Source organism: Blastococcus sp. DSM 46786, from assembly GCF_900109665.1.
GTDB classification, from domain to species: domain Bacteria; phylum Actinomycetota; class Actinomycetes; order Mycobacteriales; family Geodermatophilaceae; genus Blastococcus; species Blastococcus carthaginiensis.
Map to the genome: position 1 here is coordinate 65289 of NZ_FOAO01000013.1, position 12708 is coordinate 77996.

General features: G+C 73.6%; 14 protein-coding genes. 4 read left to right on the forward strand and 10 right to left on the reverse strand.

What is annotated here, in order from left to right:
- Positions 1-61: 61 nt before the first annotated feature.
- Positions 62-1915, reverse strand: coding sequence for a 2-oxoglutarate dehydrogenase, E2 component, dihydrolipoamide succinyltransferase (sucB, locus tag BMW62_RS13185; RefSeq protein WP_091931316.1), 1854 nt, complete (start codon positions 1913-1915; stop codon positions 62-64).
- A gap of 47 nt (positions 1916-1962) precedes the next feature.
- On the reverse strand, positions 1963-3342 hold the full coding sequence (lpdA, locus tag BMW62_RS13190) for a dihydrolipoyl dehydrogenase (RefSeq protein ID WP_091931317.1): 1380 nt from the start codon (positions 3340-3342) through the stop codon (positions 1963-1965).
- Between the two features lie 151 nt (positions 3343-3493).
- Here lpdA and BMW62_RS13195 point away from each other — a divergent pair, with 151 nt between their 5' ends.
- Positions 3494-3838, forward strand: a complete 345-nt coding sequence (locus BMW62_RS13195) for an oxidoreductase (protein WP_091931318.1) — start codon at positions 3494-3496, stop codon at positions 3836-3838.
- A gap of 118 nt (positions 3839-3956) precedes the next feature.
- Here the strand turns inward: BMW62_RS13195 and BMW62_RS13200 are convergent, their stop codons facing one another.
- On the reverse strand, positions 3957-5471 hold the full coding sequence (locus BMW62_RS13200) for a leucyl aminopeptidase (protein ID WP_091931319.1): 1515 nt from the start codon (positions 5469-5471) through the stop codon (positions 3957-3959).
- A 288-nt stretch (positions 5472-5759) separates the two neighbouring features.
- Here BMW62_RS13200 and gcvT point away from each other — a divergent pair, with 288 nt between their 5' ends.
- The gene (gene gcvT, locus BMW62_RS13205) at positions 5760-6878 is read left to right on the forward strand and encodes a glycine cleavage system aminomethyltransferase GcvT (RefSeq protein WP_091931320.1); all 1119 of its coding nucleotides are present in this window, start codon (positions 5760-5762) and stop codon (positions 6876-6878) included.
- A gap of 21 nt (positions 6879-6899) precedes the next feature.
- Here the strand turns inward: gcvT and BMW62_RS13210 are convergent, their stop codons facing one another.
- From BMW62_RS13210 to BMW62_RS13225, 4 genes are all read right to left on the reverse strand, one after another.
- On the reverse strand, positions 6900-8042 hold the full coding sequence (locus BMW62_RS13210) for a YihY/virulence factor BrkB family protein (protein WP_091931321.1): 1143 nt from the start codon (positions 8040-8042) through the stop codon (positions 6900-6902).
- An 81-nt stretch (positions 8043-8123) separates the two neighbouring features.
- Positions 8124-8396: a DUF4235 domain-containing protein gene (locus BMW62_RS13215; RefSeq protein ID WP_091931322.1), complete on the reverse strand. Its 273-nt coding sequence runs from the start codon at positions 8394-8396 to the stop codon at positions 8124-8126.
- Entirely contained in the window at positions 8393-8851 is a 459-nt protein-coding gene (locus BMW62_RS13220; RefSeq protein ID WP_091931323.1) for a DUF3618 domain-containing protein, read from the reverse strand. The genes BMW62_RS13215 and BMW62_RS13220 overlap by 4 nt, the downstream gene beginning before the upstream one ends.
- On the reverse strand, positions 8848-9294 hold the full coding sequence (locus tag BMW62_RS13225; protein WP_091931324.1) for a phage holin family protein: 447 nt from the start codon (positions 9292-9294) through the stop codon (positions 8848-8850). The genes BMW62_RS13220 and BMW62_RS13225 overlap by 4 nt, the downstream gene beginning before the upstream one ends.
- A 123-nt stretch (positions 9295-9417) precedes the next feature.
- On the opposite strand from BMW62_RS13225, the gene BMW62_RS13230 reads away from it, so the two are divergent.
- A complete protein-coding gene (locus BMW62_RS13230; protein ID WP_091931325.1) occupies positions 9418-9630 on the forward strand; it encodes a hypothetical protein in 213 nt (70 codons plus the stop codon).
- 37 nt (positions 9631-9667) lie between these two features.
- Here the strand turns inward: BMW62_RS13230 and BMW62_RS13235 are convergent, their stop codons facing one another.
- The 3 genes from BMW62_RS13235 to BMW62_RS13245 are packed head-to-tail and all read right to left on the reverse strand — an operon-like array spanning position 9668 to position 12120.
- A complete protein-coding gene (locus BMW62_RS13235; protein ID WP_091931326.1) occupies positions 9668-10651 on the reverse strand; it encodes an aldo/keto reductase family protein in 984 nt (327 codons plus the stop codon).
- A gap of 11 nt (positions 10652-10662) precedes the next feature.
- The gene (locus BMW62_RS13240) at positions 10663-11472 is read right to left on the reverse strand and encodes an MBL fold metallo-hydrolase (protein WP_091931327.1); all 810 of its coding nucleotides are present in this window, start codon (positions 11470-11472) and stop codon (positions 10663-10665) included.
- Between the two features lie 33 nt (positions 11473-11505).
- Positions 11506-12120 carry a DUF3043 domain-containing protein gene (locus tag BMW62_RS13245; RefSeq protein ID WP_091931328.1) on the reverse strand — a complete coding sequence of 205 codons (615 nt, stop codon included), beginning with the start codon at positions 12118-12120 and terminating at the stop codon, positions 11506-11508.
- A gap of 150 nt (positions 12121-12270) precedes the next feature.
- Between BMW62_RS13245 and BMW62_RS13250 the strand changes: the two genes are divergently transcribed.
- Positions 12271-12618, forward strand: coding sequence for a HesB/IscA family protein (locus tag BMW62_RS13250; protein WP_091931329.1), 348 nt, complete (start codon positions 12271-12273; stop codon positions 12616-12618).
- Positions 12619-12708 lie beyond the last annotated feature (90 nt).

Consider the following 12708-nt stretch of genomic DNA (forward strand, 5'->3'; position numbering starts at 1 on the left):
GTGCTGACGGCAGAGAGAGCTCGGGGCCCCGGTGGTCACCGGGGCCCCGAGCGCTGGTGTCTCAGGCGAGGCCGAGCTCGCCGTGGAACTGGCCGGCCTCCAGGCGCTCGCGCACCGTGGTGAGGAAGCGGGCGGCGTCGGCACCGTCGACGATCCGGTGGTCGTAGGTGAGCGCCAGGTAGACCATCGACCGGACCGCGATGACCTCGCCCAGCTCGGCGTCCTGCACCACGACCGGCCGCTTCACGACCGAGCCCGTGCCGAGGATGGCCACCTGCGGCTGGTTGATGATCGGGGTGTCGAACAGAGCGCCGCGGCTGCCGGTGTTGGTCAGCGTGAACGTCCCGCCGCCGAGCTCGTCCGGCGTGACCTTGTTGGTGCGGGTGCGCTCGGCCAGGTCGCTGATCTTGCGCGCGATCCCGCCGAGGCTCAGGTCACCGGCCTCGTGGATCACCGGCACGAGCAGGCCGCGTTCGGTGTCGACGGCGACGCCGAGGTTCTCGCTGTCGTGGTAGGTCACCGTGCCGGCCTCGAGGTCGATCGAGGAGTTCACCGACGGGTGCTGCTTGAGCGCCTCCACCGCCGCCTTGGCGAAGAACGGCAGGAAGGAGAGCCTGACGCCCTCGCGGGCCTCGAAGTCCTTCTTCGCCTGCTGCCGCAGCTGCGCGATGCGGGTGACGTCGGCCTCGACCACCGTGGTCAGCTGCGCGCTGACCTGCAGCGACTCGACCATGCGGCGGGCGATCACGCCGCGCAGGCGGGACAGCTTCTCGGTGCGACCGCGGACGGAGGTGTCCGGGGTCGCGGCCGGCGACGGGGTGCGTGCGGCACCCGTGCTCGCCGGAGCGGCAGCGGGCTGGGCCGGGCGCGAGGCCTGCTCGGCCGCGGCGAGCACGTCCTGCTTGCGGATCCGCCCGCCGACCCCTGTGCCGGAGACCGAGTTCAGGTCCACGCCGTGCTCGGCGGCCAGACGGCGCACCAGCGGGGTCACGTACTGCCCGCCACCGCCGTCGCCCGACGAGGACTGCGCCGGCGGGGCCTGCGGGGCCACCTGGGGCGCCGGGGCGGAGGTGGGGGAGTCCGAGGGCTGGGCCCCGCTCGCGCCGTAGTCGCCACCGGGCTGCTCGCTGGCCGCATCGGCCTGCTTGGCCTTCGGGGCCGCCTGGGGCTCGGGCTGGGCCGGTGCCTCCTGCTTCGGTGCCTCCTGCTCCGGGGCTTCCTGCTCCGGTGCTTCCTGCTGCGGGGCGGCGCCGCCACCCGCTGCGCCGGTGCCGATCACCGCGAGCTGCGCGCCGACGTCGACGGTCTCGTCCTCGTTCACCGTGATCTCCAGCAGCGTGCCGCTGACCGGCGCCGGGATCTCGGTGTCGACCTTGTCGGTGGAGACCTCGAGGAGGGGTTCGTCGGCGGTGACCTCGTCGCCGACCGCCTTCAGCCAGCGGGTGACGGTGCCCTCGGTGACGCTCTCGCCGAGCGCCGGCATGGTGACCGGCGTGCCCTCGCCGCCGGAGCCGCCCCCGTCGCCGGAGTCCGAGGCCTGCGCCGGCTGCGGCTCCGGCTCCGCGGCGGGCTGCTCCGGCTCGCCGCCGGCGTCGTCGACCTGCTCGTCGGGGGTCTGCGGCGTGGTGTCGGTGTCCTCCGCGGAGGCCGGGGGGCTGCCGGCGCCCTCGTCGCCGTCGCCACCACCGATCACCGCGAGCTCCGCGCCGACGTCGACCGTCTCGTCCTCGGCCACGAGGATCTTGGTGAGCACACCGGCGGCCGGGGAGGGGATCTCGGTGTCGACCTTGTCGGTCGACACCTCGAGGAGGGGCTCGTCGGCCTCGACCTGGTCACCCTCCTGCTTGAGCCAGCGGGTGACCGTGCCCTCGGTGACGCTCTCGCCCAGGGCGGGCATGGTGACGGACGTCGGCATCGGGGCAGTGCTCCTTCTGGCGCTGGGTGGGTGGGGGTAGAGCGGGATCAGCCGTGCAGGTGCAGGGGCTTGCCGGCGAGCGCGAGGTGCGCCTCGCCGAGGGCCTCGCTCTGCGTCGGGTGCGGGTGGATGAGGCTGGCGACGTCGTCGGCCTCGGCCTCCCAGTTGTAGATCAGCTGAGCCTCGGCGATGAGCTCACCGACGCGGCTGCCGACCATGTGGATGCCCACGACCGGCCCGTCGGGCGCCTGCACCAGCTTCACCGCGCCCGTCGTCTTCAGGATCTGGCTGCGGCCGTTGCCCGCCAGGTCGTAGGTGAGGGTCTTCACCTCGCCGTAGCGCTCCTTGGCCTGCTCCTCGGTGAGCCCGACCGACGCGACCTCGGGGTCGGAGTAGGTGATGCGGGGAACGCCGGCGTAGTCGATCGGCGCGGGCTCGAGGCCGGCGACGCGCTCCGCGACGAGGATGCCCTCGCCGAAACCGACGTGGGCCAGCTGCAGGGTGGGCACCAGGTCCCCCACGGCGGAGATCGTGGGGATGTTGGTCCGCATGTACTCGTCGACGAGGACGTAGCCGCGCTCCATGGCGACCCCCACCTCCTCGTAGCCGAGCCCGGAGCTGACCGGCCCGCGGCCGACGGCGACGAGGAGCAGCTCGGCCTCGATCTCCTTGCCGTTCTCCAGGGAGACCTTGACGCCGTTCTCGGTGCTCTGCACGCCGGAGAAGCGGCTGCCCAGCTCGAAGCCGATCTTGCGGCGGCGGAAGGCGCGCTCCAGCAGCTTCGAAGCGGCCTCGTCCTCCAGCGGCACCAGGTGCGGCAGCGCCTCGACGATCGTGACGTCGACGCCGAAGGACTTCCACGCGCTGGCGAACTCGCAGCCGATGACGCCGCCGCCCAGGATGATCGCGGAGCTGGGTACCCGGTCGAGGTCGAGCGCGTGGTCGCTGGTGATGACCTTCGTGCCGTCGATCTCCAGGCCCGGCAGCGACCGGGGGTAGGAGCCGGTGGCGAGCAGCACGTGCTTGCCCTCGTAGGTCTGGCCGTCGACCTCGACGGTGGTCGGCGACGTGAGCCGGCCCTCGCCCTCCACATAGGTGATCTTGCGGGCCTTCACCAGGCCCTGCAGGCCCTTGTAGAGCTTGGAGATGACGCCGTTCTTGTAGTTGTTGACGCCGTCCATGTCGATGCCGGCCAGCGACGTCTTGACGCCGAACTGCTCGCCCTCGCGGGCCAGGTCGGCGACCTCGCCGGCGTGCAGCAGCGCCTTGGTCGGGATGCAGCCGCGGTGCAGGCAGGTGCCGCCGACCTTGTCCTTCTCGATCAGGACCACGTTCAAGCCGAGCTCGGAGGCGCGGAACGCCGCGGCATATCCGCCCGAGCCACCGCCGAGGATGACCAGGTCGGCGGGGGAGGTGGGTGCGCTCACGGGTGCTCCTCGAATGCGACGGGCGGCGTCCCCGCTCGAGCGGGCGGGGGCTGCTGCCCATCCTGCCACTCCGGGAACGACCTGGCCCGGACCACCGTTGCTCTCGCGAGCGTCGTGGTGATCACGCGCCCCGGCAGGACGGAGAAGGTGGATGGGGTTGTTCGGACGGTGGCGCGCCCGCCGCGGGGCTCCGGGGCGCGTCGGCCGGCCCACCCTCGACCGCGCGTCGCAGCGCGGGGACCTGAAGCACCTGGAGGAGTTCGTGGCCGGCCGCCGGGGCGTCGAGGGCTTCGTGGAGCCGCGTACGGCGGTCACCGAGGCGACCATCGTGCTGGTGGCGGCCGACGGCGAGTGGACCCGCCGGCGCATCGACGGCCCCGACGTGGCCCGCCGGCTGTCGAAGGAGCTGGCGATCCCGGTGTACGACGCCCAGGTGACCGGCTACCCCCAGCGGATGCGCGACTGGAGCGCCCGCCAGAAGCAGAACCGGCTCTGACACGGCGATCCTCCGGATCGCACCGCGGCCAGGTGCCGTCCCCCGGCCGCGGTGGAGCCGCTTCGTCGTCCCTGCGCGGACCCCTCCGGGGCCCACTCGGGACGACAACTGCATCGGTTCAGGCTTCGGCGATGAGGGCCTCGATGGTCGCCAGCAGGGTGCGCACGGGGACGCCGGTGCCGCCCTTGGGCGTGTAGCCCCACGGCGCCGAGGTGTTGTAGCTCGGCCCGGCGATGTCGATGTGCGCCCACGGCAGCCCGGCCGGCACGAACTCGGCGAGGAAGTGGCCGCCGACGAGCATTCCGCCCATCCGGTCGGTGTTGGCGTTCACGAAGTCCGCGACCGTCGAGTCGATCCCCTTGCGCAGCTCGGGGGGCAGCGGCATCGGCCACATGAGCTCGCCGCTGCGCCCGGCGGCGGCGATCACGGCGTCGCGCAGGTCGTCGCTGCCCATCACACCCGCGGTGCGAGCGCCGAGCGCGACCATCTGGGCGCCGGTGAGCGTGGAGGTCTCCAGCAGCACGTCGGGGGAGTCCTCGGCCGCGCGGGCGATGGCGTCGGCGAGCACGACGCGCCCCTCGGCGTCGGTGTTGGTGATCTCCGCCTTCTTGCCGTTGCGGAAGGTGACCACGTCGGCCGGCCGGTAGGCGGTCCCGCTGGGCAGGTTCTCGGCCATCGGCACGGTCGCGACGACCTCGACCGGCAGCCCGAGCTGGGCCACGAGGCACACGGTGGCGATCACGGCCGCGGCGCCGGCCATGTCGCTCTTCATGTCCTCCATCTTCGCGGCGGGCTTGATCGAGATGCCGCCGCTGTCGAAGGTGATGCCCTTGCCGACCAGCGCGACCTTCTTGCGCGCGCCCGTGCCGGCGTAGCTGAGGCGCAGCAGCCGCGGCTTGCGGGTGGAGCCGCCGCCGACCGCGAGGATGCCGCCGTAGCCACCGGCCGCGAGCGCGTCCTCGTCGAGGATCTCCGCGGTCAGGCCGAGCTTCTCGCCGGCGGCCGCACCGCGGGCGGCGAACTCGGCGGGGTGGAGGTCGTTCGGCGGGGTGTTGACGAGGTCGCGCACCAGGGCGACGGCGTCGGCGACCGCCCGCACCCGGCGCAGCGCCGTCTCGGCCGCACCCGCGCCGGGCACGACGATCGTGAACTCGCTCGGCGGGGCCGGGCGGTCGGCGGGCAGGTGGGACTTGTAGGCGGTGAACTCGTAGGCGCCCAGGAGCGACCCCTCGCCGACGGCGTGCAGCCGTTCGGCGTCGGGCGTGCCGCCCACGGCGGCGAGCAGGCTGACCACGGAGCGGCGGCCGCGGAGCGCGCGGCTGGCGGCCCCCGCGGCGCGCCGCAGGCTCTCGGGGCGGTAGCCGCCGGACGGCTCCGGGGCGCCCAGCCCCACGACGGCGACGACCGGGAAGGGGCCCTGGCCGAAGGACGGCAGGCGGGTCACCTCGTCCTCGGCACCGCGGGCGCCGAGGTCGGTCAGCGCGGGGAGGAGCCGGCCGCCGAGGAGGCGGTCGAGGGCCTCCGCGCCGGGGGTGGGGAGAGGGCCGTCGGGCCCCTTGCCGACGGCGACGACGACGGCGTCGCCGGTCAGCTTCTCGAGCGGGTGGTCGGTGGCGGAGATCGTCGGCGGCACCGGACGATCCTAGAAGGACCCCGTTGCCCCCCACCGCTCGCAGGCTCCCGGCGGGCCCCTGCAACGGGGCCGTTCCAGGATCTCACCGTGCTCGGGACGAGCCTCCGGATGGGGCCGTTGCAGCACGTCACCGGGCTCGCGGCGGGTCCCTGCGACGGGGCCGTTCCAGCACTTCGCCGGGCTCCTGCAGCGGGGCCGTTCCAGGACGTCGCCACGCCGGGGCAGGCGTCCGGGCGGGTCGGTCCAGCAGGTTCTTCCACCTGGTGCGGGACCCGTTAGCGTGGCCGCGTGACCTCGCGCACCTCGCCCCTCCACGACCGGCACCTCGGGGCCGGGGCCAAGCTCGCCGACTTCAGCGGCTGGTCCATGCCGATCGAGTACGCCGGTGGTGGCGTGCTGGCCGAGCACGCCGCGGTGCGCGACGGGGTGGGCCTGTTCGACGTCTCCCACCTGGGCACCGGGACGGTCCGGGGCGCCGGGGCGGCCGCCTTCGTCGACTCCTGCCTCACCAACGACCTCTCCCGCATCGGGCCGGGGCAGGCGCAGTACACGATGTGCTGCCTGCCCGACGGCGAGGCCGGTGCCGGAGGTGTGGTCGACGACCTGATCGTCTACCTGCACGGGCCCGACGACGTCCTGCTGGTGCCCAACGCCGCGAACGCCGCCGAGGTGCTGGCGCGGCTGGCCGACGCGGCCCCGCCCGGCATCGAGGTGGCCGACCGGCACACCGAGGTCGCCGTCCTCGCCGTGCAGGGGCCGCGGTCGCTGCAGGTCCTGGAGCTGCTGGGGGTGCCCGGCGAGATCGGCTACATGTCGTTCGTGACGGGGACCGGGGGAGCCGGCGCCGAGGTGACGCTGTGCCGCACCGGCTACACCGGCGAGCACGGCTACGAGCTGCTGGTGGGCGCCGACCGGGCCGGCGAGATGTGGGACGCCGTCCTGGAGGCCGGGCAGGACCTGGGCATCCGGCCGTGCGGACTGGGCGCCCGCGACACGCTGCGCACCGAGATGGGCTACCCGCTGCACGGGCACGAGCTCTCCCGGGAGATCAGCCCCGTCCAGGCCCGGGCGGGCTGGGCCGTCGGCTGGCGCAAGCCGGCGTTCTGGGGGCGCGAGGCGCTCCTGGCGGAGAAGGAGGCCGGGCCGGTGCGCCTGCTGTGGGGGCTGCGGGCGTCCGGCCGCGGCATCCCCCGGCCGGGCATGGCCGTCCTGGACGGCGACGGTGCACAGGTGGGCGAGGTGACCAGCGGGACCTTCTCGCCCACGCTGCGGACCGGCATCGGCCTGGCGCTGCTCGACGTCGCCGCCGGCGTGGAGGAGGGTGCTCCGCTGACGCTCGACGTCCGGGGCCGCCGCGAGCCCGTCGAGGTCGTGCGGCCGCCCTTCGTCCCCTCGCACGTGCGCTGAGACAGCGCGGCGGGGAGCCGGTCAGGGCGCGTTCTTCCGGGTCGGGTCGCTGTCGCCCTTCTCGGGCTCGGCCTTGGCCGGGAGCGTGTCCGCCTTCACGGCGTCGCGCTCGCCCATCGGCAGGGGATCGCCGGCGGTGGTGTCGTGGCCGGTCTGGTGCTCGGCCTCGGAGTTGATCTCCGCCCCGAGGAGGACCAGGTAGCAGGTGAGGTACAGCCACAGCATCAGCACGATGACACCGGCGATCGCGCCGTAGGTCTTGTCGTAGCTGCCGAAGTTGTTCACGTAGACGGTGAACCCGAGGCTGACCAGCGCCCAGACGACGGTGACGACGATCGAGCCGAGGCTGACCCAGCGGATCCTCGGCGCATCCCGGTCGGGGGCCACGCGGTAGAGCACCGCCAGCGAGCCCGCGACGACGGCGAGCAGCGCCACCCAGCGGCCGATCTCGGCGAGCACGGTGCCGACCGAGCCCAGCGGCAGCAGGTCGATGACGATCGGCAGCACGGCGACCAGGCCGATGGTCAGGACGATGAACACGATGGCGCCGAGCGTCAGGGCCAGGGAGAGCGCCCGGAGCTTGACGAAGTTGCGCGTCTCGACCTCGTCGTAGGCGATGTTCACCGCCTTGACCAGGTTGTTCACCCCGCCCGAGGCGCTCCACAGCGCCGCGAGGATCGAGAGCACCAGGCTGAGGGTGAGGGCCCCTCCGGCGTTCTCGGTGACGGCGGTGACCTGGTCGCGGATCAGCGCCTGCGCGGTCTCGGGCAGGCCGGTGGTGAACTCCTCGACCTGGGCGGCGGCCTCGTCGGGGGAGGCGATGAGGCCGTAGATGGAGATCAGCGCCAGCAGCGCCGGGAAGATCGCCAGGAAGCCGAAGAACGCGACCCCGCCGGCGATGATCGGCATGTTGTCGGCGTTGTTCTCCGCCCACGCGCGCTTGAGCACCTGCTTCCAGCCGCGCGCCGGGATCTGCGTGGGGGAGCCGGCGTCGATCCCCGGCAGCTGCTCCGGGGCGGGAGCGTCCGGGGGGAGCCGGTGGGGGTCGCGCGCCGGCCCGCCCTCGGCCGCCGCCCGGGCCGCTGCCGCTCGGCGCGCAGCCTTCTCCTCGACGCGCTGCCGGATGCGGTCGGCGGCGCTCTCGCGGGGGCGGGTGCCGGTCACGGGGTCTCCCTGGTGCTGGGCCGTCGTCTGAGGAAGGGGGTACCGGTGGCCGGGACCGGCGTCCCGGCCACCGGACGGGCGTCAGTCGCCCGGCCAGGCCCCGGTGAGCTTGGTGAAGCCCTGCGCGCCCAGGCGGTCGATGGCCGCCTTCGTGGCCGCGAAGATGGCGCCCTGGAGCGCGGCGGAGACCATGATCTCCCACATCGGGTACTCGGTCTGGAGCGCGTCAGGTGCGTCGTCCTCGCCGCTGATGCGCTTCCACACCTGCTTGAAGACCGCCCCCGACACGGCACCGGCCAGGATGCCCGCCGTCAGGCCGATCGGCCGGTAGGCGAGCTTGGCTCCCTTGCTCAACGCTTCCTCCTCCTGCTGCGCCGGGCCTTCTTCTCGGCCCGCTCGGTGGACTTCCGCACGTCCTTGACGGCCTTCTGGGTGGCCTTCCGCCGGGCGGCCAGCTCCTTGCGTGCCCGCTTCGCCTCGCGCTTGCGACCGACCCGCGCCCCGACGATGAGCTCCTCGGTGCTGGCCCGCCGCCGCGCGCGGCGGCGCCGCCACAGGACCAGGCCGACGAGGCCGGCCAGCGCCGCGCCGGCACCGGCGAACGCCGGGGGGCTCTCGCGGTAGGTCTCCACGGCGGTGTCCTTGGCGCGGGCGGCGCTCTCCTTCGCCCGGGCGGGGACGTCGAGCCGCTGGCTCAGCTCGTCGACGGTGCGCCCGAGCTGGTCGCGGGTCTCCTCGATCTCGGCGCGGATGGCGTCGGGGTCGGTCGGACCGCTCGAGGCCTGGCCGTCGTCCTGGGGCGTGGTCACCGGCGCGCACTCTCCTTCACGGTGGCGATGTCGGTCTTGACACCGGCCATGGCCTCGGTCGGCACCGGCGGTGCCCCCTGCTGGACGTCCTTCTTCCCGACGAGGGCGAGGACGCCCGCGATGGCGAAGAGGACCACGGTGACGATCAGCGCGGAGAGCCAGGCGGGCATCACCAGCGCCAGGGCCAGGATGACCGTGGTGATCAGGGTGGCGAGCCCGAAGAAGGCGACCAGGCCCGCGGCCCCGAAGAGGCCGGCGCCGAGGCCGAGCTTCTTGGCCTTCTGGGTCATCTCGGCCTGGGCGAGCCGGGCCTCGTCGCGGACAAGGGTGCTCAGCTGCTCGGTGAGCCGGCTGATCAGCTCGCCGGTGGATGCGTTCTCGGGCTCGGCGCCCACGGCTGCGCGGGTCGCGCCCGCCGTGGTGTCGGGACGGGGTGTGCTCATCGGTCCTCCGGGTGGACGGCGTCGATGGAGGTCCATGCCCCCCGCGGCCGGGCCGTAACCGGCGCCGTGATCACAGCCGGGGAACGGTGCGCCCGCTGTGCACCCCGCCACTAACCTGCCTGCATGAGCTGGCACTGGCGTCTCGAGGACCCGTCCGGATCCACCCTCGACCCCGCGGCGGTGGGGGTGGAGGTGCCGGCGCACGACAACCAGGGCGACGCGGAGTCGTGGCTGGGCGAGAACTGGCGGGAGCTGCTCGACCGTGGCGTCGCCACGGTGACCCTGTTCGACGGCGACCAGAAGGCCTACGGGCCCATGGGGCTCGCCGCCACCTGACCCTCTACTCGAGGTCGAGGGTCAGGTGGCGGGACGCTCACCCGCGGGCGGTCTTCGAGGGATCGCGCTCGACGACGTCCCCGAGGATCGCGTCGATCCGTGTGAGCACGTCGTCGTCCAGGCGGACGCCGGCGGCGGCGACGTCGTCGTGCACCTGCTCGGGGCGGGTCGCACCGATGATCGCCGCGGCGACGTTGCCGTTCTGCAGCACCCAGGCCACGGCGAGCTGCGCCATCGAGAGGCCGAGGTCACCGGCGATCGGCCGCAGTTGCTGCACCCGGGCGAGGATGTCGTCGGTCATGAAGCCCTGCATCGACCGGCCGGCCTCGGGGTGGCCGGCCCGGCTGTCGGCCGGCGGCTGCTCGCCCGGCCGGTACTTGCCGGTCAGGATGCCCTGGGCCAGCGGCGACCAGACGATCTGGGACAGCCCTTCCTGCTCCGACGTGGGCACGACCTCGGCCTCGATGACCCGCCACAGCATCGAGTACTGCGGCTGGTTGCTGATCAGCTGGATGCCGAGCTCGCGGGCCAGCGCAGCGCCGGACGCGATCTGCTCGGCGTTCCACTCCGAGACGCCGATGTAGAGGGCCTTGCCCGCCCGGACGAGGTCCGCGAAGGCGGTCATCGTCTCCTCGAGCGGCACCGTGGGGTCGTAGCGGTGGGCCTGGTACAGGTCGACGTAGTCGGTCTGCAGCCGGCGCAACGAGGCGTGGCAGCTCTCGATGACGTGCTTGCGGCCCAGTCCGCGGTCGTTCCGGCCCGGTCCGGTGGGCCAGTAGACCTTCGTGAACAGCTCGATCGACTCGCGGCGGTGACCCGCGAGCGCGGCGCCGAGCACGGTCTCGGCGCGGGTGCCGGCGTAGACGTCGGCGGTGTCGAACGTGGTGATGCCGGCGTCGAGGGCGGCGCGGACGCAGGCGTGCGCGGCATCCTCCTCCACCTGGCCGCCGTGGGTCAGCCAGTTGCCGTACGCGATCTCGGAGATGGTCAGGCCGGAGCGGCCGAGGCGTCTGAATTCCACGGAGCGCGACGTTAGGCGCCCGTGCGGAGCGCCGCCCGCCCGGCCCGGGCCTCCACGGTGGCGCCGTCGGCGACCAGCCGCGCACCGAGCCCGGCCAGGCGCTCGGCCAGCACCGCGGCCGGCGGGTTGTGGTGCCCCAGGTGGACGGCGACGACGTCGGTGTCGCCGGTGACCGCCCCGGCGGCGCGCAGCCGCGCCAGCTGGTCGGGGAAGGTGCGCAGGTCCAGGTGGCCGGTGCCGTGGTCCAGGACGTCGCCGAACGTCTCCTCCAACAGCACGACGTCGTACGCGGCGCCGCGGGTCGCCGCGACGGTGCCGGCGGGCAGCGGCCCGGTGTCGGTGGCGTAGAGGAGCCGGGCGCCGTCGGGCCCGGTGACGTCGTAGAGCACCGTCGGCACCTCGTGCTCGGCGGCCAGCGCCTGGATCCGGTAGCCCGCGCGGTGCAGCGTCCTGCCGGGTTCCACCGCGACCAGCTCGACCGGGTCGTCCGGGCCGAGCCAGGGGCGCAGCGTCGTCAGGACGGGAGAGGGGCCGATGACCGTGAGCGGCTCGGCGCGGCGCACCCACTGCCGGGCGAGCAGCGTGAGCGGTGCGCAGTGGTCGGCGTGGTCGTGGGTGACCAGGACGGTGCGCACGCCGGCGAGGGAGATGCCGTCCGGGGGCGGGGCCGGGGCGAGGTCGAGCAGCAGCGTGCCGTCGACGAGTGCCGACGTCGGCCGGCGGAGCTCACCCCGGCTGCGTGACTCGGTGCAGGAGCCGCAGGTGCACCAGGGGTTCGGCCAGCCGTCGGCGGCGCCGGTGCCGAGCAGGGTGACGCGCACGTGCCGCTCCCGCGATCGCTGCCGGCGCCCCGGTCAGACGTCGGCGCCCAGCGGGACCTCCGGCTTCGGGAACCGCCACCGGCGGATCATGGTCGAGCGGCTGATGCCGTACCAGACCAGGCCCTTCATCTTGTGCTTCCCGTCGGGGAACCGCGCGCGGACGGTGCTCTTGATCTTCCGCCCCAGCAGTACCGAATCCATGATCAGCAGCAGGAAGAAGCCGAGGAGCAGGAAGCTCGTGTAGCTCTTCACCGCCATGCTGGGCACGAACGTGCCGATCAGGGCCAGGGCGGCGATGGCGAGGAAGAAGCTGCCGACGTTGCGGCGGCTGTCGACGAGGTCGCGCACGAGCTTGCGCTCCGGCCCGCGGTCGCGGGCGGGAAGGTAGTCGGCATCACCGCGCGAGATGCCCTGACGCGCATCCGCGCGGCGCAGCGCCTGCTGCTCGCGCATGCGCTTGTAGGCCTCCTTGCGCGTGGTCGGCGGCGGCGGGGGAGGGCCCTGACGCCGGCCCTGCGCCTCGTTCCGCCGCGGCGTCGGCCGGCCCTTGCCGCCGGACTTGACCAGCTGCGCGGTCAGCTCGCCGTCCTCGCTGGAGGCGGTGGTCGTCTCGGCGGGGTCACGGCGGCCGGGCAGGCGGAGCTTCACGGCCAGGAAGTCTACGTGTGTGAGCAACGAGGCCACGGACCTCGCGCGGGGAGCCGTACAGTGGACGCACGGGAAGAGGAGCCGTTCCGGCGGCGTTGGTCCGTCACGGAACGCGTGCGCGCGGACACCTCGGAGGGAGAGGACAGGAATATGACGGTGCAGGACACCGCGGCCACCGGCGTCGTGCTCAGCGACCCCGCGGCCGCCAAGGTCAAGGCTCTGCTGGACCAGGAGGGTCGGGACGACCTGCGGCTGCGCATCGCCGTCCAGCCCGGTGGTTGCTCCGGCCTGCGGTACCAGCTCTTCTTCGACGAGCGGTTCCTCGACGGTGACCAGACCTACGACTTCGGTGGCGTCGAGGTCATCGTGGACCGGATGAGCGGCCCGTACCTCGGTGGCGCAGTCATCGACTTCGTCGACAGCATCGAGAAGCAGGGCTTCACGATCGACAACCCCAACGCGCAGGGTTCCTGCGCGTGTGGTGACTCCTTCAACTGAGTCCCAGCCGACGAGGCCCGGTTCCCCGTGGGGGAACCGGGCCTCGTCGTCTTTGCATCGTCTGCTGCCCGGTCGCGCCGAGTGGGCCCG

Excerpts from the sequence above, each read along its gene's own strand:
- sucB (WP_091931316.1), bottom strand. The coding sequence starts at position 1,915 with ATGCCGACGTCCGTCACCATGCCCGCCCTGGGCGAGAGCGTCACCGAG.
- BMW62_RS13195 (WP_091931318.1), top strand. The coding sequence starts at position 3,494 with ATGGGGTTGTTCGGACGGTGGCGCGCCCGCCGCGGGGCTCCGGGGCGC.
- BMW62_RS13225 (WP_091931324.1), bottom strand. The coding sequence starts at position 9,294 with ATGAGCACACCCCGTCCCGACACCACGGCGGGCGCGACCCGCGCAGCC.
- BMW62_RS13230 (WP_091931325.1), top strand. The coding sequence starts at position 9,418 with ATGAGCTGGCACTGGCGTCTCGAGGACCCGTCCGGATCCACCCTCGAC.
- BMW62_RS13250 (WP_091931329.1), top strand. The coding sequence starts at position 12,271 with ATGACGGTGCAGGACACCGCGGCCACCGGCGTCGTGCTCAGCGACCCC.